We start from the raw sequence: 26823 nt of genomic DNA on the forward strand, positions 1-26823 counted from the left end.
ACCGACAAATAAAAAGCCCGCAGGTCAGATGCTTGCGGGCTTTTGTTTTATCTAAACACGATGTTATTCGTGCGGAAGTTTCGGGTTATTCGTTGGCGGCAATGATCCGCCACCTGCCCCGGACAGATCCAGCTTTGGCATCCCAGTAGCAGTCTCTGCTTGTTGTGCACGTGTCTGGGCATAGGCTACGGACGGATGGCGGGCATTGCCAAATACTTGCCCGATAAAACGCCAGATCTTTGGCACAAGCCAGACCAGCAGCAGCACAAAAACAGCGAGCAGCACAAAGAAAACCACAGGGTGGAACGCAACAGTGTAAAGCGCACCAAAAACGGCCACATCTTCGGCGACCGAGGCGACGCTGTTGCTAATCGGTTCAGGTGACGTGTTGATCGCAGCCCGACTACCTGCCTTGGTAAAATGACTTCCAGCTGCAACGGTCCCACCGACCAGCAATGCAATGGCGGTTTGAACGCCATCTCCCAACCCAACATCAAGGCCACCCAGGGCGCCGGCCGCAAGCAGGGCACCAGCCGGAATACGGATAAAGGTGTGAATGGCATCCCAAACACTGTCGACGATTGGAATCTTGTCCGCAACGAATTCGATCAGGTACAGGAACATTGCCAACGCCAGCACCCACCAACTTCCCAGAATCTGAAGTTCCGGTGGCAGATCCAGCAGCCCGAAATTGTTCATAAAGCCAAGGATAACCACGGTACCATACAGATTTACACCGCTGGCCCAGGCCCCGCCCATTCCCAAAGCAAGAGTTTCAATGACCCCCACAGATAACGCCCTTTCAAAGACACAATTCTCACTAACAAGTGACTAGGCAAAACTTCCAGTTGTGATAAATCACACTTTCAGAGCGTCCCAACGCACGTATCAATGCCAAAGTAGATCTACGAAAGGTACGACGATGAACCGTGATGGTGAAACCCCAAAATTGATCAAGGCATGTGCTGTGGTGATGTTTCTTGCCGCCCCGCTTTTAACAAGCAACGCATTTGCGATGGGCAGTTCAGATACATGGAGTTCCGGGGGAACAGACCTTGGCGCCGTGACCGATCTTGTAGATACCGGCATGTACGACATGGCTATCGACAAGATCGAAACAATGCTCAAGGAAGATCCGGACAACGCCGATCTGTATAATTACCTCGCCTACAGCCAACGCAAAACGGGGGATTTTGACAGTGCGGCACAAAACTATGAACGCGCACTTATGATCGACCCGGAGCATGTCGGCGCTCTTGAGTATCAGGGCGAGTTGTTTCTTCAGACAGGCAAGCCGGAACTGGCACAGGAAAATCTGGCACGGTTAGAACAGCTTTGCGGCACGGGTTGCGAAGAATACCAAATTCTTGCAAGCAAAATCACAAACTGAACAACGTTATTGAGACCGCCCAAAACCTATTCGTCTGGATAGGTTCCCATTCTTGCGTAAACAGGCCATATGTCTTTCTTATATGGACAGACGCAAATGGGATTAGCCATGTCAAATGCGGTAATGCGTAAAAGCTATACGGTGGTTTGCCAGCGGACGACGGGCCAGCTGATGGAACTGGAAACAGTGTCCGACTATACTGCTGCCCTCAATACCGCCAAAGAAGCGATTGGCAACAAAAGCAATACTGAAATCCGCATCGTCGAAAACAAGTATGATCAGGCCAGCCGAAAGGACAAGAAGCAAGTCGTCAAGATCCTGACTGCCGAGAGCAAATCAGGATCTCGCGGATCGGCAGGACGTGCCGGGCAACGCCCCGGTGTGACGCGTGAAACAGCTAACCAAGCCAGCAAAGGGATCATCAACATCGTGATCGCCGTAACTGTTCTGGTCCTGCTTGCCGGCATCATGATTCCCTTGATCATGAGATAACCTGCTTCCATCACCTACGCTGGTCATTCACGCAAACAGATCCAGCTGCGTTTGTTTGACTATGTTCCTGATTTCTAAGTAGACCTGATCGCAGTTGGTTATTTGCGACAGTTGTTTTTGTCGGCAAGGAAAGATATAACTTTCCCTGATACAGTGATGATCAGGTGAAGCGTGAAAAGCAGGTCTGCGACAACAAAAAACAACCCTTGCAACAAGCGGGGCTGGATTACCGCCGCAGCGCTTTTGCCGCTCCTCGCCGCCTGTAGCACGGATGACCTTTCCGGTCTCTGGTTTGGATCTTCTTCCACACCACAAGAAATCACTTCCGCATCTGGCGATCAGTCCTCAGCCGCCGAAAAAAACAATTTTGATCAGGTTGCTTGTGGGTTATTTCTTGGTCAGACAGAACAGCAACACCGTTCGCAAGAAGGCAACAGTTCCGGTACGTCCAATCCGATATCGCTTGCGAGCAGCCCCCAAGAGAACCTGCTTCAGGCCATTTCCTATGACATGGACGGGAACTACCAAAGCGCGCGTAAACTCTATGTCTGGCTAACCGCTACACCACCTGACACGAAAGTGGATCTTGATTGTGGTCAGGGTATTCGTCTTTCCGGCAGCATCAACAGCCTTGCACAGAGACGTCTTGTTGCGCTTGATGCTGCATCCCCTGAATACGCCCGTTCCGAGGAAATCGATACAGTCGTCGCATCGGCAACGGTCCCGCCTGGCCCGGAACTTCCTGATCCACCACAAGTCGAACGTGATCGCCGCTTTTATGAGACAGGCGGCGTCGTAACGGCCGAACCCGAAGCGCCGACCAACGCTGTTGCGCGAATGGATATCGAAGTCAGCGAGAACACAGCACAGCTGACCCGTGTTGAACGTCGGACCGCATCAACCGCCCCTGCGGTGTCAAAAGCTACAAACGATGCGAAAATCGAAGCGGAAAAACCAACACAGCCGCCAAAAAATACAAACGCCACTACGGTAGCAAAGATTGCCCCGGTTGCGGCACCTGAGCCAGTCACCGAAGCGCCAACAATCGCAGGTGACTCTGCATCTACTGAACATTCGGGTGCGATTGTCACATCCAACGCCCGGCCTGTCGAACAAGGCGAGCTTGATGTCGTGGACCGTCGCCCAGAAGCACCGATGATCGAGCTTCCGATTGCATCTGCTACACCCCCCTCAGGCGCGACGAGCGAAACATCACAATCAATGGCGACTGAACCAAATCCGCCGGTACAGACCACTGCGTCAATGGCCCCCTACTACGCCGTTCAACTGGCGGCGTACCGGTCACGCGGGCGGGCCGAAGGCGCCTGGTCAAAGTTCCAGAATGCGTCTCATGGTATGCTTGCCGCCGCTGATCACGAGGTGGTCAGTATTGCAATTGAGGGTAAAGGTCTGTTCTTCCGCTTATTGACGGGCAACTATGGCACCGCTGCGGCGGCAACACAGGCGTGTAATACCCTAAAATCCGCAGGGACAGATTGCCTGATACGTAAAGTCAGCCCTTAGGCCTGAGGCGTTCTTTGGCCGCTATAGCGATTTTTTGTGAACGCACAAGGCCATCTGGACGCGTTTTCTTTCCGTGTCTGCGCACGAATCCTGGCATCCTGTTCAGGAGGTATTCGACCTTGGCGTTGTGCCGGTAATAGCGCCAACGCAGATGCTGGATAAGCCGCCTTGTTCTTTTTGACCCCGCAGCCAATAGCGGGACGCCAAATGCAATAAAGACCATCCCAAAGAACGGTGGCGGCAACGGCAAGAACACCAAACCGACCAGCAAACAGAATGCTCCTGCGATCATCAGACCCATTGATTGCAAACGCTTTAGCTTACGCAAGGCCGACCCTACCGAGCAATTCCAGCGACTTTTGATGTCGATTATCCAGATCACACTCGACGCTGCCAAAAGAATGTTCAAAGACATTTGATCAACAGGGGAATTGCTATTGTGCGCGTCTGGAGTACATTGCACCCATGAACACACAAATTTCTACGGGATAAACGATATGTTCTCCGTGCTAAAAGCCGATAAACCTAAAATGCCAACCGCAGAAACCGCGCTTCCGGGCCGTGACGAGGCACTCCCGGTCGCGGAGACAAATATAGTGACAGGCAATCCCATGAAAGGCCCGTTTCCTCAGCATCTCGAAATGGCTGTCTTTGGCATGGGGTGCTTCTGGGGTGCTGAACGGCTGTTTTGGCAAACCGAAGGCGTTTACAGCACAGCTGTGGGATATGCTGGCGGCTATACAAAAAATCCGACTTATCGCGAAGTTTGCGGCGGCATGACCGGTCATGCAGAAGTTGTCATGGTTGTGTTTGATCCGGCCGTGGTTTCCTATTCATCACTTTTGAAACTGTTTTGGGAAAGCCATGACCCAACACAAGGCATGCGTCAGGGCAATGACGTCGGAACCCAATACCGTTCCGTGATCTTTGCCTGTACGCCCGAACAGATCGAAGCTGCAAAACAGTCACGCGCGGAATATAACGCGGCCCTGAAGGCAGCCGGTCAGAACGATGTAACCACCGAGATTGCCGAGGCACCGGAATTCTTCTACGCCGAGGACTTTCATCAGCAGTATCTTCACAAAAATCCCGACGGGTACTGTGGTCTTGGCGGCACAGGCGTTTCCTGCCCGGGCATGTAACGAAGACGGTGATCAGAGATGTTTTTCTGCTCTGATCACCAAATCTAAGTTATCGCGTTGCTTTAACCTCAGACCGGCTTTCCGCCATATTCACGGCTAAGGTCTGCGCACACCCGACGGACCTTAAGCCCCAGATGTTTAATTTGGTCGTTCGGAATACGTGCCGCAGGTCCTGAAAGCGACAAGGCTGCGATGGGTAGCCCGGTCTCGTCACGGACCACGCCAGCGACACAGCGCAAACCTACGGCATGCTCTTCGTCGTCAAGTGCATAACCGCGCAGCCTGGAACGTTCCAAATCCTGCTCCAGGGCCGACTGAGTTACGAGAGTTCGGTCGGTAATCTTGGGCATACCGTGCTGCGCAATGACGGAATGCAGTTCTTCTTCTGGCAAAAAGGCAAGGAGTGCCTTGCCCACGCCTGAACAATGCATCAATGCCCGACGGCCGGGCGTGACCAGCGCACGCATCATCTTGCGGCATTCAACCTGCGTCAGGAAGATGACTTCGCCTCCGTCCGCGACAGCCAGATTGACGGTTTCACCACTGTCTTCCATAAGCGCACGCATATAGGGGCGCGCGATCTGGCTCAGGTTGCGGTTTTTGGTAAAGGCGTTGCCAACGCTAAACGCTTGGACACCCACAAACCAAAGTGTGCGCTCACCATCAAAAGTCACAAAACGTTCGTGCTGCATGGTTGTGAGCAACCGATGCGCCGTTGACGGCGGCAATTTTACCTGCTGCGCAATTTCGGTCAGCGTCATCCCGTCTTCACTTTCCGCAAGCGCGTTAAGGATGCTTAGCGCCCTGACGAGCGACTGCACTTGTTGCATTCAGAGACTTCTCCCAAAAAGCGGTCAGGAATGCCGACCACCGTTGTTATGTTGTCTCTAAATTTTAGGAGATCATCGTGCGGCTTGCACGGACTTTTGACGTACCCAGACAAAAGCCGAGTAACTGACCAGATAAACCGTGGCCGCCCCAAATGCACAAACTGTACCCCACCCCAAACCAAGGACAGGATAGCCAAGACTTACGGCAAGAATGTAAACCCACAGCGCGCCCATCCCACGCGGGAAATTGCGGATCACAGTGTGAACCGGCTCAACCCCGTAAGAAAAATGAATGATGAGCATCATGGGATACAGCGTTACCGGAAAACCTGACAGCAAACCGGACCACCGGGGACCGATCCATGCTGCAATTCCGCTGATTACCAAGACGATGACCGCCGCCAATGCCGCACGCAGCAGAACCACACCCTTCGTCAGGCGGACACGATTGAGAATTCGGACATTCTCGATCTTGCGAAACAGTATAAGGGCAACAAATATCGCGACCAGCAGGATCACAGCCGCCTGTGTCAAACTCATCGGGGCCAGTTGAAACAGCCAAGACACTGAAAGATATACGACAAAAGCGCCAAGGGAACTCAGAACAATCTGGGGAATGACCGGTAAGGCCACGCATTTCCGTGAAACAAGGAAATAGGCATAAAGGAACGTGAGTGTCGCGATCAGCCCCGGCAACGCATAAACCGCGCTTTCACTGGCAAATGAAATCCCCTGCTCGATTGCGATGAAATACAGAAGGATGGCCGTTCCCAACGGATAACCAGAAAGAACACCTGCAACCCGTGGGCCTGCGCGCTCTGCAAGGACGGACAGCCCAAGAACTGTTCCAACAGATACGGCAATCTTGGCAAGGATCAGTTCCACCGGCTTTGGTTCCTCTATACAATCCTCGATAACAATTTATCGACAAAGTGCCAATATCGGTAGCCGGTTTCGCTGAGTTGGGCAAGTGCAAACAAGTAAACCGAACAAATCGCTCGATATGGACCGCATTCCGCCGGTTTATTTCCGCCAAATTGGCAAACGCTGGCAGGCAGCCCTTCAGGCTGCTACTTATCGGTTTTCATTGGATAAACTCACAGGGTAGTACAATCGCCTATCCCGTTTCCCGTAAACACCCAAGCGATCTTCAGGCCGTGAACTCAAGGATAGAATCAGTCAGCAGTTTAACCCCTGTCAGGAACAGAAGACTGTAGCAAACCCGATAGAACAAGGTGACACTTACCTTGTCATGCGCCCACAAGCCCAACCAGGTTCCAAACAATGCCACGGGCACGAACAAAAGCGATGTTCCAAGGTTCGAGGCGTCGAACTGCCCAAGCATGGCATATGGAATCAATTTCACATAATTGACGACGATAAAGAACATCACCGTCGTGCCAACGAAGATCGACTTGTCCATTCTCTGCGGTAACAGATAAACCGACACCGGTGGCCCGCCGGCATGGGCGACAAAACTTGTGAACCCGGCGAGCGCCCCCAGAATGGTTCCTTTTCCGATTGTTGCGGATCCGGGCACCGTACTTGCGCTGCGGCCACGCAACCAATGGTCCAGTGTGAAAATGATTGCGATCATTGCGATAATCAGTTTGACCGCGGCTTCATTCAGGTAACTGAACGACAATGTTCCCACCAAAATGCCAAGCAACGCAGCAGGAACAAGTATCTTCATGTTTCTGCGGTCCCAGCGCTTGCGATAGGCCCACACATTGGCAACATCCATCAGGCACAGAATAGGAAGCATGATGGCGGCCGCAGCTTGCGGCGAAACGGCCAACGCCATCAACGGCACTGCGATCACCCCAAGGCCGCCACCAAAACCACTTTTGGATACGCCTGCGATTAAAACCGCCGGGATGCCAACGACATAGAAAAACGGATCCGAGATAAACTCCATCGGACGTCCTTGTTTGTTCGGAAACTTTCAGGATTTAGGGCCGGGTCTAAAACCGTTCACATCCTTATTTCTCAAGAAGCCTGGGCATTAACTCGACGAAATTGCAGGGTCGATGCCGGTTGTCGAGTTGATAGGTCAGGATTTCGTCCCATGCATCCTTGCAGGCCCCTGTCGATCCCGGCAAAGCAAACAAATAAGTGCCCATACAGACACCGGCAGTTGATCGTGACTGAACGGCGGACGTTCCGATCTTCTGGAAGGAAACCCATCGGAAAAGCTCCCCGAAACCCGGGATTTCCTTTTCATACAAGGCGCGATGCGCTTCGACTGTGACATCACGTCCAGTAACACCGGTGCCGCCCGTTGTTATAATCGCATCGACATTTTGGTTGGCGCACCATGCACCCAGCTGTTTACGCAAAGCAACCTGATCATCTGGCAGGATTTGCCGTTCATAGACGCGATGTCCCTTTTCGATGATCCGTTCGCACAGCACTTCCCCGGACGTATCATTATGGAGATCACGCGTATCGCTTACAGTCAGAACGGCAATGTTGATCGATACAAACGGTATGCTTTCGTCAATACCTGCCATGATGTTCTCCATATCTTTTGAAAGGCTGCACCAACCTAATATGACCTGAAATGGGTGCAAGCGTTTTCACGCATCAGGAGAATACCAATGCGGCCTTCCGAATCATGAAACAACAATTCAGGCATATATTTTGAAGTTTTATTAGCAAACCGACCTTCCAAACGCGTACTCCACCAAACTAATTTCTCCCAAACGAACGGCCCCACTCCTCATTTAATTTGAATAGCTTGACAAAATTATTGAATGTCTTACTTCATCAAAAATGACATAATTGGTAATACCAATATACGACATCTCGGTGACTTCGCTTGCCGGTCTGAAAAATTACGCTTAGAAAAGCGGTAAAGGACTACCAATTTGGCGCCCCGGAATGATGCGTCAAAAACAGAAAATATGGTCGACAGGAAACAAAGGACTCATCATGAGCGACTTGCTTTGGCAACCGACGAAAGAACGCGTTGAAAATGCAAACGTCACCCGCTTTCGCGACTGGGTGAACGACAAGTATGCGCTTGATCTCAAGAGTTTCACGGAACTCTATGACTGGTCTGTTTCCGAACTCGAACATTTTTGGCCTGCTGTCATTGAGTTCGCCGACCTCAAGGCCGAAACATGGGGCGAGCGCATCCTGATCGATGGCAACAAAATGCCGGGAGCACAATTTTTCCCTGACGCACGCCTGAATTTTGCCGAAAACCTGCTGGTTCGCGATGACGACAATGATGCGCTGATTTTCTGGGGCGAGGACAAGGTAAAAAGCCGGCTTTCGTGGGCTGAGCTTAACATTGCGGTCTCCAAGTTTTCGCAGGCACTGCGCGCCGAAGGCGTTGGAAAGGGCGACCGGGTATGTGGCTACATGCCAAACATGTCCGAGACCGTCATCGCGATGCTGGCAACAGCGGCCATTGGCGCAACATGGTCTTCTGCCTCCCCCGACTTTGGCGTGCAAGGTGTAGTTGACCGCTTCGGTCAGATTGAACCAACCGTCATGATAACGGTCGATGGATACCATTATAATGGCAAGCAACATGATATCCGCGAAAAGGTGCGCGACGTCGTTGACCGCATCGACAGCCTGAAGAAGGTCGTTATCGCTCAGTATGCCTTTGACGGGGCAAACACCACCGGAATTCGCAATGCAATAAAGTATGAAGAGTTCATCGCCCCTTTCCGGACTGAAAAGATCGTCTTTGAGCAGGTTGAATTCAATCACCCGCTTTATGTCATGTTCTCATCGGGCACGACCGGCAAACCCAAATGCATTGTGCATGGCACTGGCGGCACTCTGCTCAAACAGGTATCCGAGCATATATTGCACTGTGACGTAGCACCGGGTGACCGCGTTTTTTATTTCACGACCTGTGGCTGGATGATGTGGAACTGGCTCATGGCCGGGCTCGCTGCCGGCGCGACACTCTTGCTCTATGACGGCTCACCGTTCTATCCGAATGGCAACATCCTGTTTGACTATGCCGACGCCGAAGGCATGACTCTCTTTGGGACATCGGCAAAATACATTGATGCACTTGCCAAGGCAGAGCTGAAGCCGCGCGAAACCCACGATCTTTCTTCGGTTCGCGCCATGACCTCTACTGGTTCCCCGCTTGCCCCGGAAAGCTTTGATTACGTTTATCGCGACATCAAGGAAGACATTCATCTGGCATCCATTTCCGGCGGCACGGACATTCTCGGTTGCTTTGTTTTGGCATCCCCCGTTTTGCCTGTAAAACGCGGCGTCATTCAAACCCGGGCCCTTGGCGTTGCAGTCGACGTGTTTGATGATGATGGCAAGCCTGTGCGTAATGAAAAGGGTGAGCTTGTTTGCACCAAGCCCTTCCCGTCCATGCCGGTCGGCTTCTGGAATGACCCGGATGGGTCACGCTATCACAGCGCCTATTTTGATCGGTTTGATAACATCTGGTGCCATGGCGACTATGTCGAACTTGATGATGAAGGTGGCATGGTTATCTACGGTCGATCGGATGCCACGCTTAATCCAGGTGGTGTTCGCATCGGCACGGCCGAGATCTATCGCCAGGTCGAAAAGCTGCCTGAAATTCAGGAATCGATTGTTATCGGTCAGGACTGGGACAACGACGTTCGGGTCATCCTGTTTGTTGTGCTCCGCGATAATTATGTGCTGGATACCGCTCTGATCGATAAGATCAAGAAGCAGATCCGAGCCAATTGCACACCACGCCATGTGCCAGCCAAGGTACTTGCTGTCGCAGATATTCCACGTACAAAATCGGGCAAGATTACCGAACTGGCCGTTCGCGATGTTGTCCATGGCAGACCGGTGAAAAATCAGGAAGCCTTGGCTAACCCGACGGCATTGGAGCTGTTTTCCAATCTTTCAGAACTAAAATCCTGATCTTCAAAAGCCCCGCCATCACGAGCGGGGCTTTTTTCACACTTGCCCCCTCGCCTGACCACAAAGTGTTGCGACCTTTCTGCGCGTCACACCGATTCCGCACTGCAGCGGTGCATGTTTTTTAAACAATGTGAACTCGTGCACTTTTTTTGACCATCGATCTGAATTTGGTGAAAAAAAGTTCGTGCAATTCCCAACGCAGTCCCCATACCTGCACAAAACCCACCTAGAACATTGAATAAACATAGGAAATGGGAATTTGTATAATTTATCTACGCAAAAGCACGCAGGATATAACTGCAGAAAAAGTCTCATTTTCCCGCTGAAAACACAGTTCTCTGCCGTGCCCTAAATTTTTCACACTTGACACAAGGCGGCCTAAAATTTCTTAATTTGGCGGTCCGATCTTCTTCGGACGGATGGATATGCGGCTCTGCATATCCAGGGTGGCACAAAAGCTAAAAACAATGCTTTGCTAATAAGGGAGCTCATCTTATGAAAATCCAAACGATCCTTGCCGCTGGCGCAATGACCGTTGCAGCCGTTGCCGCGCAGAACGCACAGGCAGGTGCTGTGCTTGACGGCATCAAGGACAAAGGTTTCGTTCAGTGCGGCGTGAACACCGGTCTTCCGGGTTTCTCCGCTGCCAATGCCGAAGGTAAGTGGGAAGGTATCGACGTTGACGTTTGCCGCGCTACTGCAGCTGCGCTGCTTGGTGACGCGAACGCCGTTCAGTACACCCCGCTGACCGCAGCACAGCGCTTCACGGCCCTGCAGTCCGGTGAAATCGACATCCTGTCGCGTAACACCACTGCAACCACCACCCGTGATGCAAAACTCGGCCTGACCTTTGTCGGCGTCAACTACTATGACGGTCAGGGCTTCCTGATCCCGAAAGGCCTTGGCGTTTCGAGCGCAACTGAGCTTGACGGCGCAACCGTTTGCGTTGAGCCGGGCACCACGACCGAGCTGAACCTTGCTGATTACTTCCGCGCCAAAGGCATGTCCTTCGAGCCGGTTGTTATCGAAAACATCAACGAAGCAACTGCTGCCTTCTTCTCTGGCCGTTGCGACGTTTACACCACCGATGCTTCGGGTCTTGCTTCCATCCGTACCCAGATGGCTGAAAACCCGGCTGACTATGTCATTCTGCCGGAAATCATTTCCAAAGAACCGCTCGGCCCGGTTGTCGCCCAGGGTGACGAACAGTGGTCGGACATCGTTCGTTGGGCCTTCACCGCAATGGTTGAAGCAGAAGAGTATGGCGTCACCATGGAAAATGTTGACGACATGAAAGCAAACAGCACCAACCCGGGCATCCAGCGTCTGCTGGGCGTAACGCCGGGCATGGGTGAAGCTCTTGGTCTTGACGAAGCTTGGGCATACAACATCATCAAGCAGGTTGGTAACTATGGCGAAAGCTATGAGAAAAACGTTACCGCCAAGCTGGGTCTTGAGCGTGGTCTGAACGCTCTGTGGACCGATGGTGGCCTGCAGTATGCATGGCCGGTGCGCTAATCACTAGCAAGCCGACTATCTAAACCTACGAAGCTCCGCCCCACTGCCTGAACGCATGGGCGGAGCTTTTCGTTAGGTGCTTACTGATTTTGGATATAATCTACACCTGAGGGTCATATGAGTAAGCCTCAAAATGCCCCGGGGGATGTTCGTTCCAAGGGTCTCGTCGACTACCTGAATGACGAAAACGTTCGTGCGGTGCTGTATCAGATCATCGCGATTGGACTGATCGTCCTTGCGGGCTGGTATCTGGTGTCCAACACCCTGTACAACCTTGAACAACAAAACATCTCTACCGGTTACGGGTTCCTCGATCTTGAAGCGTCCTTCGAGATCAGCGAGACCATGATCGACTACAGCGCACAAAGCAGTTATGCGACAGCGCTGATGGTTGGTCTGCTTAACACTGTGAAGGTGTCACTTCTCGGCATCATTTTGTGCACGATCATCGGGACTATCTTTGGCATTGCACGCCTGTCCTCGAACTGGATCGTTCGTAAACTGGCAACCGTTTATGTTGAGACGTTCCGAAACATCCCGGTGCTGCTACAACTGTTCTTCTGGTACGCACTGATTCCCGGCGCATTCCCGCACCCGCGCGATGCGTTGGAACCCATTCCCGGCGTTTTGCTGACATCACGCGGCATGTATATGCCGGTTCCAGAACCTGATGCCGCCTATACCCTGATGGCCATTGCGGCCGTAATCGCCTGCGCAGTGATCTATTTCGTCAAGAAATGGGCCAAAAAGCGTCAGGATGCAACCGGTCAGCCCTTCCCGATGTTTCTTGCCGGTCTCGGCATTTTCGTCGGGTTTGTTTTGCTTGCCTATCTGGTCGGCGGTGCGCCAACCGAACTGAGCATGCCGGCCCTTAAAGGGTTTAATATCCGGGGTGGTTACAATATTTCACCCGAATTCATGGCAGTACTGATCGGCCTTACGGTTTACACCTCAACCTATGTTGCAGAGGTTGTTCGTTCCGGTATCCAGGCTGTTCCGAATGGTCAGTGGGAGGCTGCCGACAGTCTTGGCATTCGCCGTTCTGTCGCCCTTCGCAAGGTGATCCTGCCGCAATCCATGCGCGTTGCGATCCCGCCACTGACCAACCAGTATCTGAACCTGACCAAAAACAGCTCATTGGCTGTTGCTGTCGGTTACCCGGATCTGGTTTCGGTATCCAACACGACCATGAACCAGACCGGTCAGGCGATTGAGGCCATCTCGATCTTCATGTCGATCTATCTTGGTTTGTCCTTGTTGACCTCGCTCTTTATGAACTGGTTCAACAAGAAAATGGCACTGGTGGAGAGGTAACATGTCAGAAAACGCAAAATTACCTCCTCTGCCGACCGGCACCTTTGCCGAACGTGCGATTATATGGTCGAAAAAGAACCTGTTTGACGGATGGTTCAACACCATTCTGACACTTGGTTCGATCGCGTTCCTGTTCTGGCTTATCCCGCCAATCGTTGAGTGGGCCATCGTCAATGCGACGCTGTCCCCCACCATCGAGGGTTGCGCAGAAGCCAGCGGCGCCTGCTGGGGCTTTGTGAATGCGAACTTGCGACTGATCCTGTTCGGGACCTACCCGTTTGACGAACAGTGGCGTCCGCTGTTGGCCATGATCCTTCTGATGGGCATCATTTGCGGTAGCCTCGGTGGAGTTAAGTATCCGGGCATGCGCAAGGCCATCATCCCGATGTGGGTGATTGGTGTGCCGATCATTGCCATCCTCATGTGGGGTGGTGTGTTTGGTCTGACCTATGTCCAGAACAGCTATTGGGGTGGCCTGCCGCTGACCCTGATCCTGTCATCAATCGGTGTGATCTTTGCCTTTCCGTTCGGACTGCTGCTGGCACTTGGTCGTCAATCGCACATGCCAGCGATCAAAACCGTCTCAGTGGTTTACATCGAGGTTATTCGTGGTGTGCCGCTGATTACGGTGCTGTTCATGGCATCGGTCATGTTCCCGCTGTTCCTGCCTGATGGGGTGACCATCGACAAGCTGCTGCGTGCACAGATCGGTATTATCCTGTTTACCGCTGCCTACCTCGCCGAGGTATTCCGTGGTGGTTTACAGGCTGTGCCACGTGGTCAGTTCGAGGCTGGTGACAGTCTTGCTCTGTCTTACTGGCAATCGATGCGCCTGATCATTTTGCCGCAGGCACTGCGTCTGGTGATCCCGCCGACCGTCAACAGCTTTATCTCCATGTTCAAGGACACCACACTGGTCGTGATTATTGGCCTGTTTGACTTCCTTGGCACGGTAAAGCTGGCACTGCGCAGTGACCCGGCCTGGACCAAGTATTACGTCGAAGGTTATGCCTTCGCCGCGGCAATATTCTTCCTGATCTGTTTCTCGATGGCGAAATATTCCGCCTATCTTGAAAAAGAGCTTCGCAAAGGCGAACAAAGGTAAGGAGTGAGGAAAAAACAATGACTGTAGCAACTGAACCCACTACCGGCGCTGTGCCTCCTCCGTCCAAAGAGGATGTCATCACCGTCAACAAGATGAACAAATGGTATGGCAATTTCCATGTTCTCCAGGATATTGACCTGTCTGTTCGCAAAGGTGAGCGTATCGTTATCTGCGGCCCGTCCGGCTCAGGTAAATCGACGCTGATCCGCACCCTGAACCGCCTTGAGACCTATCAAAGCGGTGAAGTCTTCGTCGATGGCATCTTGCTTGGCGACGATGTCAAAAACATCGAAGCCGTGCGCCGCGAAGTCTGCATGGTGTTCCAGCACTTCAACCTTTTCCCGCACATGACCGTGCTGGAAAACCTGACGCTGGCCCCGATCTGGGTTCGCAAGATGCCCAAGAAGCAAGCCAACGAACTGGCCATGCATTATCTTGAGCGTGTGCGAATTGCCGAGCAGGCCCACAAATACCCGGGGCAGCTTTCCGGCGGTCAGCAGCAGCGTGTGGCGATTGCCCGTTCGCTCTGCATGCAGCCGAAAATCATGCTGTTTGACGAGCCGACCTCGGCCCTTGACCCGGAAATGGTCAAGGAAGTTCTCGACGTCATGGTCGAGCTTGCCAAGGAAGGCATGACCATGCTTTGCGTGACCCACGAGATGGGCTTCGCCAAAGAGGTCGCAGACCGCGTGATCTTCATGGATGCCGGCCAGATCGTCGAAATGGCTGGTCCGCAGGAGTTCTTTGATAACCCGAAAAGCGATCGTACGAAGCTGTTCCTCAGCCAGATTCTTTCGCACTAGTCGGTTAGCGAACCACTTGATCTCTGCAAAACGGCCCCCTCTACGCGGGGCCGTTTTCGTTTTTGCAAAAATGATCCTTGCCCCGGCCCGCGCAATTGCCGAAACTCGCCCCACCCTGTTCATCATCCGGAATGCAAATGACCACGCCTGAAACGAGTTCCGTGACACATCCCGCGCTTATTTCTGTTGAACATCTCAGCAAACGGTTTGGCAGCAAGCTTGCGCTTGATGATGTCAGCCTGTCTCTTCCTAAAGGTGAGACATTGGCGATCATTGGTCCGTCGGCGGCAGGCAAAAGTGTTCTGATGAAATGTCTGGTCGGAATTTATGGGGCAGATGCCGGCAAGATCATCCTTGATGGCGACGATGTCAGCCAGACCAATGCGCCCAAACGGGCCGCCTGGGCCGAACGCATTGGCATGTTGTTTCAGCAAAACGCCCTGTTTGACAGCCTTAAGGTCTGGGAAAACATCTGTTTCCGGCAAATTGAACTTGGCACGCTCAGCCGCAAGGACGCCAAGGAGCATGCCGTCCATCTGCTGGGACTTGTCGGCTTGGCTGCTGAAAGTGCTGACTTGACGCCTGGTGATCTGTCAGGCGGCATGCAAAAACGCGTTGGCGTCGCGCGGGCCATTTCAACAGATCCAGCCATCCTTCTGCTCGACAATCCAACGGCTGGTCTCGACCCGGTTTTATCGAATCATATTGAGCTCATGATCGGCAAAATTGCCGAGCAGCGCGGTACCACGGTGATTTCCATCACCAATGACATGCAAATTGCCCGAACACGTTATCAGAACCTGATGATGATGCATGATGGCAAGGTCTATTGGTCGGGGAAAACCCATGATATTGATGATGCGCACAATGAACATCTGACACAGATGTTGAACGGATCATCGCAGGGACCGATTACCATGCGTACCGGAAAACGCGAAGATCACGTCTTCAGCTAGAACCCAGCTTCCACCCCTGTTGTGCCCGCCTAGTTTGCGGTGTAGACCGACACGTCCGCTTCGCGGATGACGTCCGACCAGATCGGTCCCGGATGGCGATCCGTGAACAGCGCATCAATTTCGGAAAGATGCCCAAGACGCACCATTGCGCGGCGCCCAAATTTGGACGCATCCGTGCACAGGAATGTCTGACGTGCGTTGGATATGATCGCACGCGCCACGCGGACTTCGCGGTAATCGAAATCCATCAGACTGCCATCCTCATCGACGCCGGAAATCCCGACAATCGCGTAATCAACCTTGAACTGGTTGATGAAGTCGATGGTCGCTTCCCCAATCACCCCGAAATCCCGCTGCCGCACCACGCCACCGGCAATGATCACTTCAAAGCCCTGGTTTGCGGCACAGATTTCCGCAACATGTAGGTTGTTGGTAATGATCTTAAGGCTCTTGTGCCCGAGAAGCGCATGCGCAACTTCTTCGTTGGTTGTCCCGATATTGATGAACAGCGACGCACCTTCTGGAATGTGTTCTGCAACCAGCTTCGCAATTTCACGCTTGCTGCCAAGGTTCAGAACCTGACGGTCTGTATAGGCCGTGTTTTCAGTGGTCGAAACACTGGCCGCACCACCATGGTATCGCGCGATCAGGCCCTCTTCAGCCATTTCGTTGATGTCGCGGCGGATGGTTTGCGGTGTGACGGAAAAGTGTTCGGCAAGGGTATCAATGGTCATAAAGCTGTTTGAAGCGACGAGCTCCAAAATCTCTCTACGACGTCGATCCAGTTTCCCCATGCCTCTCTCCTACTGTTCTCAATTTTCATCTTTATCGGAAAATTTTCATTCCTGATCAAAATGCTTTCTCTTGCTCCATTTGGCAAGTCTTGTCCGTCTCACGAAAAGTACCTACAGCACCAACGGCACCAAAATCACGGCAAACAGTGTGATCATTATCAGAGCTACGACATTCATAACGGCACCAGCCCGCACCATGTCCCCAATGCTGATATACCCGCTGGCAAAAACGATGGCATTCGGTGGCGTGGCCACCGGCGACATGAAAGCACAGCTGGCTGCCAATGCTACCGGCACGGACAGCAGCAAAGGGTCAATCCCCTCACCGATCGCGTATGTCGCGACGAGCGGCAGGAATGTGGCGACCGTTGCTGTGTTGGACGTCAGATGACTGATCATCGAGACGATCAAGGCGATAAGAGCAATTTGCACGAACACCGAAAGATCAGGAAAAGCGCCTGCATTGCCAGCAATCCATCCGGCCAGTCCGGTATCATTGATCAAAGCCCCCAGAGCAAGACCACCCCCGACCAGAAGCAACACACCCCATGGCAATCGAAGCGCTGCCTTCCAGTCGAGAACATAAAGGTTTTCACGTGCCTTGACCGGGATCGAGAACAAGGCAATTGCTGCCATCACCGCAATTGATGCATCAGACAACTGCAAGCCCGGCAAGATGGCATTGATCAATGGCTTCAACAGCCACAGGCATGCCGTGATCACAAACACCAGTGCAACTGACTTCTCGCCCCGCGACATGGGTCCAAGAGAATCCATATCTCTCTGAAGGGATTCGCAAGCCGCGTCTGGAAGAGACGATTGCAACGGATAGACGATCTTGGTCAGGACCACCCAACACAGGGCCAACATGATCGCGGCAAACGGCACGCCAACAATCATCCATTGACCAAACCCTATGGAAAGATCGAAGTTACTCGACAAATATGCCGCAAGCAGCGCGTTGGGTGGTGTTCCAATCAAAGTCCCTATCCCACCAATGCTCGCCCCAAAGGCAATTCCAAACAGCAGTGCAAAGGCAAAATTTCGCACATCCGGCGCCAACTGGATCGGATCATCGTTTGTGGTTTGGTTGGTGGCGATGTCCAACGGGTCCGCTTTCCCGTCATCACGCAGCAGCTGCACCAGCGACAAGGCAATTGGCAGCATCATCGTCGCCGTTGCGGTATTGCTGACCCACATGGACAGGAACGCGGTTGCTGCAATAAATCCGCCAACAAGAGACGACGGCCGGAACCCCACCTGTTTGAGGATCAAAAGCGCAATACGCCGATGAAGGTTCCAGCGTTCCATTGCGATTGCAATTACGAAACCACCAAAGAACAGGAACAGCAACGGATTTGCATAATGCTTGGTGACCTCACTGATCCCTGCGACTGACAGGCTGGGCGCAATGGCAATGGGAACAAGGGCCGTTGCAGCGATCGGGATCGCCTCACTTAGCCACCATATTGCCATCAGAGCCGCAATCGCCGCTGCATACATGGCCGGTCGCGGCATGCCATCGGGTGGGTCTGACACCATCATCACAAGCGCCACGATGATCCCGGTCCAAAATCCGATCTGCCGACGCAACGCCCCTGGACGGCGTGGTGACGCGGGGTTCGCCCCTGTTGTCGATATTGGCAGACGTTCAAGAAGTCGGAACCGTATCATTGTTACACGCTCATCAATCATCAAACGGGAAAGCAATCCATGGGGATTACTGCATCAAACTTATCTGATATCAAATTGATTTTGCTTGAATTATTCCAGTCCCCAGCATGATGGCAATTTTTCCGCATCACGGTAAACCGACCAGTTCGATTATGTTTGCAGATGCCAAGATCGGTGATAGCGTTCCGTAAACAGACAAAACAAGACAAGCTGCTTACAGCGCATCAGAGAGGAACCATCCGTGAAACTCCATTGCTGCCCCACCCGCGTTTTCGTTGCCCCCCTTGGCGTGGAGGCAGAAAATGGACCGCTTTGACTACATCGTGATCGGGGCCGGTTCGGCCGGATGCACCCTTACCAACCGGCTTTCAGAAATTCCTGATGCCAACGTGCTGTTGTTGGAAGCAGGCGGCAAAGATCGCAACCCGTGGATCCATATCCCCGTCGGTTATCTTTATTGCATCGGCAACCCAAAGGTGGACTGGTGCTTCAAGACCGTTGAAGAACCCGGTTTGAATGGCCGGTCGCTGGGTTATCCGCGCGGCAAGGTGCTGGGTGGGTGTTCTTCGATCAATGGCATGATCTACATGCGCGGCCAGGCCAATGATTATGACCAATGGCGCCAGTCTGGTTGCACGAACTGGGGGTGGGATGATGTCCTGCCTTTCTTCAAGAAATCCGAAGATTTCTATCGTGGCCAGGATGATCTCCACGGCGAAGGTGGTGAGTGGCGAGTTGAACAGGCCCGCGTGCGTTGGGAAATTCTTGAAGCGTTTCAGGATGCTGCCGAACAGGCCGGTATCCCCAAGGTGTCGGATTTCAACCGTGGCACCAACGAAGGTTCATCCTATTTCGATGTGAACCAAAAACGGGGTATTCGCTGGAACACGTCCAAAGCATTTCTCCGCCCGGCCCTTGAGCGCAAGAACCTTGAAGTGCGCACCAACGCGCATGTCCGTCGCCTGATCATTTCCGAAGGTCGCGTCACGGGTGTCGAATATGAACGCGACGGCAAGATCGAAACCGTTTACGCCAACCGCGAAACCGTTTTGTCTGCCGGTGCAGTCGGATCTCCGCAGATATTGGAGCTTTCCGGGATCGGACGTGGTGACATCCTGCAGCAACACGGGATCACTCAGACCCTTGATAGTCCGCAGGTTGGCGAAAACCTCCAGGATCATTTGCAGCTGCGTTGCGCTTTCAAGGTTTCCGGTATCAAAACGTTGAATGAAAAGGCCAGTAGCCTGATGGGCAAGGCCAGCATTGCCCTTGAATATTTTTTCAATCAATCCGGCCCGATGTCGATGGCACCAAGCCAGCTGGGTATCTTCACCCGGTCAGATGAATCATATGAAACACCGAACCTGCAATATCACGTGCAGCCCCTTTCGCTGGAGAAGTTTGGCGATCCTGTCCATCCCTTCCCGGCCTTTACAGCCAGTGTATGCAACCTGCGCCCACAAAGTCGCGGCAGCATCCATATTACGAGCCCGGATCACGCGACGCAGCCCGCCATTGCACCGAACTACCTGTCGGCAGAGGCAGACAAGAAAGTTGCTGCTGATTCCATTCGTCTAACACGCAAGATTGCGGCCCAGCCGGCCCTGTCTGCCTACAGCCCAGAAGAATTCAAGCCGGGCCCGTCCTATGACAGTGAAGAAGATCTGGTCAGGGCCGCCGGTGATATCGGAACAACCATTTTCCATCCTGTCGGCACATGCCGGATGGGGGCCGATAAAGGATCGGTGGTTGATCCGGAATTGAAGTTGCGCGGCCTTGATGGACTGCGGATTGCCGATGCGTCCATCATGCCGACAATCACGTCGGGCAATACAAACTCACCTACCATCATGATTGCAGAGAAAGCCGCGGCCATGATTAAAGCTGCAGCAGCCGGTTAAGGCAGGCCAAACAGCAAAAGCCGGGGCATCAACCCCGGCTTATTTTGGTCACCAGACGGATATCAACCCTGTTTTCGTGCAACAATCCGTTCGCGCACAGCGGGCTCACTACCCGTTGGGTCAACATCACCTTCACCAATCACAATCGCTTCGCGCAGCAAGGCCGTTGCTTCATCAAGTTGTGCCTGATCGCGGGTATGCGCCATGCAGATCGGCGTTTCGGCAGAAACTGGCTGTCCGACCTTGATAAAATCGGTAAAGCCAACGGCAAAATCAATTTTTTGGTCCGCGCGTGTCCGCCCGCCTTTGAGCGACACCAGCGCAAGGCCGACCTTTCTGGCATCCATCGAAAGCACACGTCCAGTCTTGGCTGCTGTTACCGTGTTTATCATCGGTGCCGCTTCTAAATACTTGCCGGTATTTTCAACGAAGTCCGCCGGACCACCAAGACTTGCGACCATCTTGCCAAAGGTCTCTGCAGCCTTCCCGCTTTCAAGCGCATCTGTCGCCATGCACAGTCCATCGGACACGTCCACAGCAACACCACTGACAGCAAGCATCTCCGCAGCAAGCGCCATCGTGACATCATAGACACGTTGTTCCCGGTGTTTCCCCGACAAGAAGTCGATTGCTTCATGCATTTCAAGTGCATTGCCCACGCTATCGCCCAGGACCTGTTCCATATCGGTCAAAAGTGCGACTGTTGGTACGCCGTTTCGGGTAGCAACTTCCGTGATACTTTCAGCAAGCTCGCGGGCGCGATCATACTCAGCCATGAAGGCACCTGATCCAAACTTTACATCCATCACAAGGCTATCAAGCCCTGCTGCCAACTTCTTTGACAAAATGGATGCCGTGATCAGCGGTATGCTTTCCACCGTCGCCGTCACATCGCGAATGCCATAGAAACGCTTGTCCGCTGGTGCCAGATCGGACGTCTGCCCGATAATCGCACAGCCAACGTCGCGGGTAACCTTGGCAAACTCTTCGAGTGTCGGGGTGGTGCGATAGCCCGGAATGGAATCAAATTTGTCCAGCGTACCGCCCGTATGACCAAGACCGCGACCGGAAATCATCGGCACAAAGGCACCACAGGCGCCGACAATCGGGCCAAGCATCAGGCTAACCTTATCGCCAACGCCACCAGTTGAATGCTTATCAACAACCGGTCCATCAAGTCCAAGTGTCTTCCAATCCAGAACCGTACCGCTATCGCGCATATTACGCGTTAAAGCGGCGCGTTCATCCATGGTCATCCCGTTGAAGAACACCGCCATCGCAAGGGCTGCAACCTGACCCTCGCTAATGCTGTTGTCGGTTATGCCTTTGACGAAAAAGGCGATCTCGGCGTCGCTCAGAACTTCGCCTTCACGTTTGCGGCGAATAATTTCCTGGGGCAGCATATGCTGTCTCCTGCGCACTTGTCGTTAAATCAAATCAGCAACTTAGAAGTCACAAAACTTCATGAGTCACTTGAAAAATACTGCAGCAATATCTTGATAAGATTGGCTGAACCCTCTTTAGCCATTTCCAGTGTCTGTTCATGGCTAAGCGGTGTGGCACTCATGCCTGCGGCCAGGTTGGTGATGTTTGACACCGCCGCCACCTTGAACCCAAGTCGGCGGGCAAGAATGTTTTCCGGCACGGTCGACATACCAACCGCATCTGCACCCAACACCTTGAGCGCGCGAATTTCGGCTGGTGTTTCAAAGCTTGGCCCGGTGCACCAGCAATAGGTTCCCTCGAACAGTTTAATGCCGAGTTTTGCAGCCACGTCATGCAGGCCGGAACCGATTTCCGGGTCATAGGGTACATCCATACCGACAAAGCGATCATCACCGTGATAGCCAATCAACGGATTCGGGCCAAACAGGCTGATATGATCGGTAATCAGCATCAGGCTTCCCGGAACGACGTCTGGAATTAGCGAGCCCGCCGCATTGGTCAGAAGCAAGCGCTCTGCCCCCAATTCACGCAGAATTTCAAGCGGCTCAGCCATCAAATCGGAACGGCCATGTTCGTAATAATGGGCCCGCCCCTGCATCACGGCGACGGAAACACCGCCAATACGTCCAAGCACAAGTGTGCCCCCATGTCCGGCGACAGTTGGACGGGGGAACCCGGGCAATTCTTCATAAGAAATGCTGATCGCATCGCTTACGGCGTCAACGACCCCGCCAAGGCCGCTGCCAAGCACCAATGCAACGTCCGCCCTGAATCCCGGTGCCTTGCTGGCAATGATGTCGAGCGCTGATTTTACATTGCTCATTTGAGGTTCTCCGGACCAAACGAATGGGGAATAAGTTCTTCGCGGCTCAGGGTCAGAAGTGTCTCGCCGGAATCATTGATGATAAAAATCTTTGCGTCCGAACCGGTAAACTCGCGGATTTTTTGGCGACATCCACCACACGGGGTACAGGCGATATCACCAAGCCCGACAACAACAATCTCGTCAAACCGGGTTTCCCCGGAAAGCACCATCGCCGAAATCGCTCCGGCCTCTGCACAGACACCTTCGGGATAGGCCGCATTTTCAACGTTGCACCCTGAAATGACCTTACCATCTGCCGTACGCAGGGCGGCACCGACAAAGAACTTGGAATACGGTGCATACGCCTTGTCACGGGCCGCTAGTGCCGCGTCAATCAGATCGCGCGGCGCCTGTTTCTGAACAACCATTTTTTTGATCCTGTTTTGATTACCTATCGCGCCTGACCAAAGCGCTAGATACCGTAAAATGTGGTTCGGGACTGCCTGTATCTTAGGTCCAGACCCGAACCACGAAAAGCTTAGCGTTCCTTGACATAAGCGCGACCAAGCGCCTTTGGCGGAATGGCCCGGCCAATAAACCCGGCCAGAAGAATGACCGTAAGGATATATGGTAGCGCCTGTACCAACTGGACAGGTACTTCGCCAATCCCCGGCAGCACGACGCCCTGCAAACGGGTTGCCGCCGCATCAAGGAACCCAAACAACAGGCATGCAGCCAGTGCCGGGAATGGACGCCATTTACCAAACACCATGGCCGCCAATGCGATATAGCCCTTGCCTGCCGTCATGTCCTGCAGGAACGAAGCCCCCTGCGCAGTAGAAAGGTACGCGCCCGACATGCCGACAAGTACACCGCTGCAAATCACCGCGCGATAGCGCATGGCTACAACACCAATACCGGCAGTATCCACAGCGCCCGGGTTTTCACCAACCGCACGCAGACGCAAGCCAAACCGGGTGCGATACATCACCCACCATGCCGCCGGAACAGCAACGAAGGCGACATAGACCAGAATATTGTGACCACTGAGCAATTCCGAATAGATGGGCCCCAAAACCGGCGCGTCGGCGAATGCTTCGGCCCCCGGGAACGTTATGGGCTGGAAACGCGATGCCTTATCAAGTGCCGGTGTCTTTCCGCCCTGTGCAAACAGTGCAATTCCGACAAGTGCCGTCAGGCCGGACATCAAGATGTTGATCGCCATGCCTGAAACCACCTGATTGCCCTTGTGCGTAATGCAGGCAAAACCATGCAGCAATGAAAGCCCGATCGTGGTGGCAATCGCAGCCAGCAGCCCCACCCACGGGCTGCCAACATAAAATGCAACAGCAGCCGCGGAGAACGCACCACCAAGCATCATGCCTTCAAGGGCAAGATTGATGGTCCCGGACCGCTCCGAGAACATCCCGGCAAGGGCTGCAAGAATAAGCGGCGTCGAGGTGCGCAGCGTTGCATCCAGCAACAGGATAATCAGCTGAAATGTATCCATTATGCGGCCTCCCCGGCATCCTGACGCAGACGCCACGCTGTATATATCTTTGTCACACGCGGCCGGAACATATGCTCCATCGCGCCGGTAAACAGGATGACGAGACCCTGAATAACCACGACCATGTCATTGGAGATGGTCGGGATTTCAAAGGAAAGCTCCGCCCCGCCCTGATAGAGCATCCCGAATAGCAAAGCCGCAAGGAAGATGCCAAATGGATGGTTGCGTCCCATCAACGCGACCGCGATACCGACAAAGCCATAGCCAGCAGTGAAATCAATCAGCAGGCGATGCTGAACGCCCATAACTTCGTTGAGCGCCATAAACGATGACAGCGCGCCCGAGATCATCATTGCAATGATGATAAAGCGTCCGGGCTCAATGCCGGCATAGGTCGCGGCGACGGCATTAGCGCCCACAGTGCGGATCGCATAGCCCCAGCGGGTATGCCAAATGAACAGCCAGACCATCACACTGATGACGATGGCATAAACAAATGACAGGTTGAGCGGGCTTGATGCCATCTTGATGCCAAGCGCAGCGGCAATGTCATGAATGAATGGCAAACGCAGATGTTCGGCGATCTGTTCACTTTCCGGCGTCATGGAGCCTTCCGGGCGAAGCACGTTCACCAGCAGGTAAACCATTAGCGACGACGCGATAAAGTTGAACATAATCGTCGTGATCACAACATGCGATCCGCGACGTGCCTGCAGATAAGCCGGGATATAGGCCCATGCAGCCCCGAAAATCATCGCAGCCAACATCGCAACGACCAGCATGATCGGGAATGGCAGGAAGTCGAGGTACAGGGCCGCCAGTGTTACACCAAGGCCACCGACATAGGCCTGCCCCTCGGCCCCGATGTTAAACAGTCCGCAGTGGAATGCGATTGCAAAGGCCAAACCTGTGAAGATGAAGTTGGTGGTATAATAAAGCGTATAGCCCCATGCCTCTTCATATCCGAATGCGCCGTAAAGCAGGATCTCGACAACTTCTACCGGGTTTTCACCAATCGCCAGAACCACCAGACCCGAAACGACCAGTGCCAGCAAAAGGTTCAGCAGCGGCAACGCTCCGACATCAATCCAGCGCGGAAGTTCGACAGTCTTGCTCATGCCTGCCCCTCCGCTGCCTTGGCTTCGTTTGGATCAACCCCGGCCATCATAAGGCCGAGCACGCGTTCATTTGCCTCCGATGCAGCGACTTCGCCAATGATGGCCCCGTCACACATCACCAGAATGCGGTCGGCAAGCGACATGATTTCGTCAAGCTCCACAGACACCAGAAGGACGGCTTTGCCTGCGTCCCGCATGGCCACAATACGTTTGTGAATGAATTCAATGGCACCAATATCGACCCCGCGGGTCGGCTGGCCCACCAGAAGCAATTCCGGGTCACGCATGATTTCACGCGCCAGAACCAGCTTTTGCTGGTTACCGCCCGAGAAATTGGCGGCTTTCAAATCCGGATTATCCGGTCGCACGTCAAATTCCGACATCATATTGGCCGTGGCGTCCGAAATAGCATTCCAGTCAAGAAGCACACCCTTTTGATAGGCTGGGTCATCTTCGTAGCCGAGAATAGCTGCCTCTTTGGCCGAAAACGCCGTGACCATTGCCATGCGATGACGGTCTTCGGGCACATGGGCAACACCGCGACGGCGCAGTTCGGCAGCGTCAACACCTTTGCCCGGTGTGACGTCCTGTCCGTTGAGTTCCACTGTCCCTTCGCTTGCAGAACGAATACCGCCAAGTGCTTCTAAAAGTTCACTCTGGCCATTGCCGGACACACCTGCAATGCCGACGATTTCGCCTGCCCGGACATTAAAGGTCGCATGTTTGACCTTGCGCACACCTTGGGCATTGTCGACACACAGGTTATCGACATTAAGGACAGTCGCCGCCGGATTGGCTTCACCTTTTTCAAGGCGCAGCAATACCCTGCGGCCGACCATTAATTCTGAAAGTTCTTCCGGGCTGGTTTCGGCTGTCTTGCGATGCGCCACCATTGCACCCTGGCGCATCACAGACACGTTGTCTGTTGCTGCCATGATCTCGCGCAATTTATGGGTAATCAGAACAACCGTCTTGCCCTGTTCCTTAAGCGTGTCCAGAATTCTGAAAAGATGGTCCGCCTCTTGCGGGGTCAAAACCCCAGTCGGCTCATCCAAAATAAGAATTTCTGCCCCACGATAGAGGGCCTTGAGGATTTCCACACGTTGCTGCAGACCAACCGAAAGGTCGCCCACAGTCGCATCGGGATCAATATCAAGCGAATATTCACTTTCAAGACGTCTGAGTTCTTCGCGGGCCTTATCAACGCCATCGCGCAGAACAGCACCGCCTTCGACGCCAAGAATGACGTTCTCGAGAACCGAAAATGTTTCGACCAACATGAAATGCTGGTGAACCATACCGATGCCGACGGCAATCGCGTCTTCTGATCCCTTGATATCACAAAGCTTGCCATCAACATGAATGGTACCGCCGTCGGCTTGATAAAAGCCGTACAGGATACTCATCAGGGTCGACTTTCCAGCCCCATTTTCCCCCACGATCCCGTGGATCGTTCCTTTATCGATCTTAAGATCAATTTCTTTATTGGCATGTACCGCACCGAACCGCTTGTCTATACCGCGCAGTTCAATAGCGGGTTGCACGGCACCGGTTACCCCGGCACCGTGCATTTGATGCATCGTATCCGACACGACAAATCCCCGATTTGATTGA

At 53.3% G+C, this 26823-nt stretch carries 25 protein-coding genes; 11 read left to right on the forward strand and 14 right to left on the reverse strand.

Annotated elements, in window-relative coordinates; translation table 11 throughout:
* Window positions 1–63: 63 nt before the first annotated feature.
* Window positions 64–789 (reverse strand): DUF4126 domain-containing protein, encoded by a 726-nt coding sequence (locus AUQ43_RS04955; RefSeq protein WP_062955000.1) that lies wholly within the window; start codon window positions 787–789, stop codon window positions 64–66.
* A gap of 184 nt (window positions 790–973) precedes the next feature.
* Between AUQ43_RS04955 and AUQ43_RS04960 the strand changes: the two genes are divergently transcribed.
* The 3 genes from AUQ43_RS04960 (at window position 974) to AUQ43_RS04970 (ending at window position 3406) form a co-directional block, all read left to right on the forward strand.
* Window positions 974–1390 carry a lipopolysaccharide assembly protein LapB gene (locus AUQ43_RS04960; protein ID WP_232310586.1) on the forward strand — a complete coding sequence of 139 codons (417 nt, stop codon included), beginning with the start codon at window positions 974–976 and terminating at the stop codon, window positions 1388–1390.
* A gap of 96 nt (window positions 1391–1486) precedes the next feature.
* On the forward strand, window positions 1487–1882 hold the full coding sequence (locus tag AUQ43_RS04965; RefSeq protein WP_232310587.1) for a hypothetical protein: 396 nt from the start codon (window positions 1487–1489) through the stop codon (window positions 1880–1882).
* A gap of 243 nt (window positions 1883–2125) precedes the next feature.
* Window positions 2126–3406 carry an SPOR domain-containing protein gene (locus AUQ43_RS04970; RefSeq protein ID WP_147250446.1) on the forward strand — a complete coding sequence of 427 codons (1281 nt, stop codon included), beginning with the start codon at window positions 2126–2128 and terminating at the stop codon, window positions 3404–3406.
* Here the strand turns inward: AUQ43_RS04970 and AUQ43_RS04975 are convergent.
* Window positions 3396–3821 (reverse strand): PGPGW domain-containing protein, encoded by a 426-nt coding sequence (locus tag AUQ43_RS04975; RefSeq protein WP_062955031.1) that lies wholly within the window; start codon window positions 3819–3821, stop codon window positions 3396–3398. The genes AUQ43_RS04970 and AUQ43_RS04975 overlap by 11 nt on opposite strands.
* 82 nt (window positions 3822–3903) lie before the next feature.
* On the opposite strand from AUQ43_RS04975, the gene msrA reads away from it, so the two are divergent.
* Window positions 3904–4548: a peptide-methionine (S)-S-oxide reductase MsrA gene (gene msrA, locus AUQ43_RS04980; RefSeq protein WP_062955049.1), complete on the forward strand. Its 645-nt coding sequence runs from the start codon at window positions 3904–3906 to the stop codon at window positions 4546–4548.
* Window positions 4549–4616: 68 nt separating this feature from the next.
* Here the strand turns inward: msrA and AUQ43_RS04985 are convergent, their stop codons facing one another.
* The 4 genes from AUQ43_RS04985 to moaB all read right to left on the reverse strand — a co-directional run bounded on the left by AUQ43_RS04985 (window position 4617) and on the right by moaB (window position 7891).
* Complete coding sequence (locus tag AUQ43_RS04985; RefSeq protein WP_062955051.1) at window positions 4617–5378, reverse strand: IclR family transcriptional regulator; 762 nt, start codon at window positions 5376–5378, stop codon at window positions 4617–4619.
* A 72-nt stretch (window positions 5379–5450) separates the two neighbouring features.
* Entirely contained in the window at window positions 5451–6263 is an 813-nt protein-coding gene (locus AUQ43_RS04990) for a hypothetical protein (RefSeq protein ID WP_062955055.1), read from the reverse strand.
* Between the two features lie 265 nt (window positions 6264–6528).
* Window positions 6529–7296: a sulfite exporter TauE/SafE family protein gene (locus AUQ43_RS04995; protein ID WP_062955057.1), complete on the reverse strand. Its 768-nt coding sequence runs from the start codon at window positions 7294–7296 to the stop codon at window positions 6529–6531.
* A 64-nt stretch (window positions 7297–7360) separates the two neighbouring features.
* The gene (gene moaB / locus AUQ43_RS05000) at window positions 7361–7891 is read right to left on the reverse strand and encodes a molybdenum cofactor biosynthesis protein B (RefSeq protein ID WP_062955268.1); all 531 of its coding nucleotides are present in this window, start codon (window positions 7889–7891) and stop codon (window positions 7361–7363) included.
* 421 nt (window positions 7892–8312) lie between these two features.
* Here moaB and AUQ43_RS05005 point away from each other — a divergent pair, with 421 nt between their 5' ends.
* From AUQ43_RS05005 to AUQ43_RS05030, 6 genes are all read left to right on the forward strand, one after another.
* The gene (locus AUQ43_RS05005; RefSeq protein ID WP_062955269.1) at window positions 8313–10265 is read left to right on the forward strand and encodes an acetoacetate--CoA ligase; all 1953 of its coding nucleotides are present in this window, start codon (window positions 8313–8315) and stop codon (window positions 10263–10265) included.
* 495 nt (window positions 10266–10760) lie between these two features.
* Window positions 10761–11783 (forward strand): amino acid ABC transporter substrate-binding protein, encoded by a 1023-nt coding sequence (locus AUQ43_RS05010; protein ID WP_062955059.1) that lies wholly within the window; start codon window positions 10761–10763, stop codon window positions 11781–11783.
* 117 nt (window positions 11784–11900) lie between these two features.
* Window positions 11901–13097: an amino acid ABC transporter permease gene (locus AUQ43_RS05015; RefSeq protein ID WP_062955061.1), complete on the forward strand. Its 1197-nt coding sequence runs from the start codon at window positions 11901–11903 to the stop codon at window positions 13095–13097.
* 1 nt (window position 13098) lies between these two features.
* Window positions 13099–14202: an amino acid ABC transporter permease gene (locus AUQ43_RS05020; RefSeq protein WP_062955063.1), complete on the forward strand. Its 1104-nt coding sequence runs from the start codon at window positions 13099–13101 to the stop codon at window positions 14200–14202.
* A gap of 92 nt (window positions 14203–14294) precedes the next feature.
* Entirely contained in the window at window positions 14295–15005 is a 711-nt protein-coding gene (locus AUQ43_RS05025; protein ID WP_198157149.1) for an amino acid ABC transporter ATP-binding protein, read from the forward strand.
* A 137-nt stretch (window positions 15006–15142) separates the two neighbouring features.
* Window positions 15143–15961, forward strand: coding sequence for an ABC transporter ATP-binding protein (locus tag AUQ43_RS05030; protein WP_062955270.1), 819 nt, complete (start codon window positions 15143–15145; stop codon window positions 15959–15961).
* 29 nt (window positions 15962–15990) lie between these two features.
* Here AUQ43_RS05030 and AUQ43_RS05035 read toward each other — a convergent pair whose 3' ends face one another.
* Both AUQ43_RS05035 and AUQ43_RS05040 read right to left on the reverse strand, forming a co-directional pair.
* Window positions 15991–16755 (reverse strand): DeoR/GlpR family DNA-binding transcription regulator, encoded by a 765-nt coding sequence (locus tag AUQ43_RS05035; protein ID WP_062955067.1) that lies wholly within the window; start codon window positions 16753–16755, stop codon window positions 15991–15993.
* Window positions 16756–16866: 111 nt separating this feature from the next.
* The gene (locus tag AUQ43_RS05040) at window positions 16867–18312 is read right to left on the reverse strand and encodes an SLC13 family permease (protein ID WP_232310588.1); all 1446 of its coding nucleotides are present in this window, start codon (window positions 18310–18312) and stop codon (window positions 16867–16869) included.
* Between the two features lie 419 nt (window positions 18313–18731).
* Here AUQ43_RS05040 and AUQ43_RS05045 point away from each other — a divergent pair, with 419 nt between their 5' ends.
* Entirely contained in the window at window positions 18732–20330 is a 1599-nt protein-coding gene (locus tag AUQ43_RS05045) for a GMC family oxidoreductase (RefSeq protein ID WP_062955069.1), read from the forward strand.
* Window positions 20331–20392: 62 nt separating this feature from the next.
* On the opposite strand, the gene deoA is transcribed toward AUQ43_RS05045, so the two are convergent.
* The 6 genes from deoA to AUQ43_RS05075 form a co-directional block, all read right to left on the reverse strand.
* Window positions 20393–21733 carry a thymidine phosphorylase gene (gene deoA / locus AUQ43_RS05050; protein WP_062955071.1) on the reverse strand — a complete coding sequence of 447 codons (1341 nt, stop codon included), beginning with the start codon at window positions 21731–21733 and terminating at the stop codon, window positions 20393–20395.
* A 59-nt stretch (window positions 21734–21792) separates the two neighbouring features.
* A complete protein-coding gene (locus tag AUQ43_RS05055) occupies window positions 21793–22599 on the reverse strand; it encodes a purine-nucleoside phosphorylase (protein ID WP_084271987.1) in 807 nt (268 codons plus the stop codon).
* The gene (locus AUQ43_RS05060; RefSeq protein ID WP_062955074.1) at window positions 22596–23009 is read right to left on the reverse strand and encodes a cytidine deaminase; all 414 of its coding nucleotides are present in this window, start codon (window positions 23007–23009) and stop codon (window positions 22596–22598) included. Before AUQ43_RS05060 ends, AUQ43_RS05055 begins: the two co-directional genes overlap by 4 nt.
* A 110-nt stretch (window positions 23010–23119) precedes the next feature.
* Window positions 23120–24091 carry an ABC transporter permease gene (locus AUQ43_RS05065; protein WP_062955076.1) on the reverse strand — a complete coding sequence of 324 codons (972 nt, stop codon included), beginning with the start codon at window positions 24089–24091 and terminating at the stop codon, window positions 23120–23122.
* Complete coding sequence (locus AUQ43_RS05070) at window positions 24091–25209, reverse strand: ABC transporter permease (protein WP_062955078.1); 1119 nt, start codon at window positions 25207–25209, stop codon at window positions 24091–24093. The genes AUQ43_RS05065 and AUQ43_RS05070 overlap by 1 nt, the downstream gene beginning before the upstream one ends.
* Window positions 25206–26780: an ABC transporter ATP-binding protein gene (locus AUQ43_RS05075; RefSeq protein ID WP_062955273.1), complete on the reverse strand. Its 1575-nt coding sequence runs from the start codon at window positions 26778–26780 to the stop codon at window positions 25206–25208. The genes AUQ43_RS05070 and AUQ43_RS05075 overlap by 4 nt, the downstream gene beginning before the upstream one ends.
* Window positions 26781–26823: the final 43 nt, after the last annotated feature.

It is taken from the genome of Thalassospira sp. MCCC 1A01148, assembly GCF_001613795.1.
GTDB lineage: Bacteria > Pseudomonadota > Alphaproteobacteria > Rhodospirillales > Thalassospiraceae > Thalassospira.

What these genes read in the sequence shown, in the direction of transcription:
- AUQ43_RS05070 (WP_062955078.1), bottom strand. Translation starts at nt 25,209, where the DNA reads ATGAGCAAGACTGTCGAACTTCCGCGCTGGATTGATGTCGGAGCGTTG.
- AUQ43_RS05075 (WP_062955273.1), bottom strand. Translation starts at nt 26,780, where the DNA reads ATGCACGGTGCCGGGGTAACCGGTGCCGTGCAACCCGCTATTGAACTG.
- AUQ43_RS05020 (WP_062955063.1), top strand. Translation starts at nt 13,099, where the DNA reads ATGTCAGAAAACGCAAAATTACCTCCTCTGCCGACCGGCACCTTTGCC.
- AUQ43_RS05055 (WP_084271987.1), bottom strand. Translation starts at nt 22,599, where the DNA reads ATGAGCAATGTAAAATCAGCGCTCGACATCATTGCCAGCAAGGCACCG.
- AUQ43_RS05060 (WP_062955074.1), bottom strand. Translation starts at nt 23,009, where the DNA reads ATGGTTGTTCAGAAACAGGCGCCGCGCGATCTGATTGACGCGGCACTA.
- AUQ43_RS04975 (WP_062955031.1), bottom strand. Translation starts at nt 3,821, where the DNA reads ATGTCTTTGAACATTCTTTTGGCAGCGTCGAGTGTGATCTGGATAATC.
- AUQ43_RS04960 (WP_232310586.1), top strand. Translation starts at nt 974, where the DNA reads ATGTTTCTTGCCGCCCCGCTTTTAACAAGCAACGCATTTGCGATGGGC.
- moaB (WP_062955268.1), bottom strand. Translation starts at nt 7,891, where the DNA reads ATGGCAGGTATTGACGAAAGCATACCGTTTGTATCGATCAACATTGCC.
- AUQ43_RS05025 (WP_198157149.1), top strand. Translation starts at nt 14,295, where the DNA reads ATGAACAAATGGTATGGCAATTTCCATGTTCTCCAGGATATTGACCTG.
- AUQ43_RS05065 (WP_062955076.1), bottom strand. Translation starts at nt 24,091, where the DNA reads ATGGATACATTTCAGCTGATTATCCTGTTGCTGGATGCAACGCTGCGC.
- AUQ43_RS05035 (WP_062955067.1), bottom strand. Translation starts at nt 16,755, where the DNA reads ATGGGGAAACTGGATCGACGTCGTAGAGAGATTTTGGAGCTCGTCGCT.
- deoA (WP_062955071.1), bottom strand. Translation starts at nt 21,733, where the DNA reads ATGCTGCCCCAGGAAATTATTCGCCGCAAACGTGAAGGCGAAGTTCTG.
- AUQ43_RS04985 (WP_062955051.1), bottom strand. Translation starts at nt 5,378, where the DNA reads ATGCAACAAGTGCAGTCGCTCGTCAGGGCGCTAAGCATCCTTAACGCG.
- AUQ43_RS04995 (WP_062955057.1), bottom strand. Translation starts at nt 7,296, where the DNA reads ATGGAGTTTATCTCGGATCCGTTTTTCTATGTCGTTGGCATCCCGGCG.
- AUQ43_RS05045 (WP_062955069.1), top strand. Translation starts at nt 18,732, where the DNA reads ATGGACCGCTTTGACTACATCGTGATCGGGGCCGGTTCGGCCGGATGC.
- msrA (WP_062955049.1), top strand. Translation starts at nt 3,904, where the DNA reads ATGTTCTCCGTGCTAAAAGCCGATAAACCTAAAATGCCAACCGCAGAA.
- AUQ43_RS05005 (WP_062955269.1), top strand. Translation starts at nt 8,313, where the DNA reads ATGAGCGACTTGCTTTGGCAACCGACGAAAGAACGCGTTGAAAATGCA.
- AUQ43_RS05010 (WP_062955059.1), top strand. Translation starts at nt 10,761, where the DNA reads ATGAAAATCCAAACGATCCTTGCCGCTGGCGCAATGACCGTTGCAGCC.
- AUQ43_RS04965 (WP_232310587.1), top strand. Translation starts at nt 1,487, where the DNA reads ATGGGATTAGCCATGTCAAATGCGGTAATGCGTAAAAGCTATACGGTG.
- AUQ43_RS05015 (WP_062955061.1), top strand. Translation starts at nt 11,901, where the DNA reads ATGAGTAAGCCTCAAAATGCCCCGGGGGATGTTCGTTCCAAGGGTCTC.
- AUQ43_RS05030 (WP_062955270.1), top strand. Translation starts at nt 15,143, where the DNA reads ATGACCACGCCTGAAACGAGTTCCGTGACACATCCCGCGCTTATTTCT.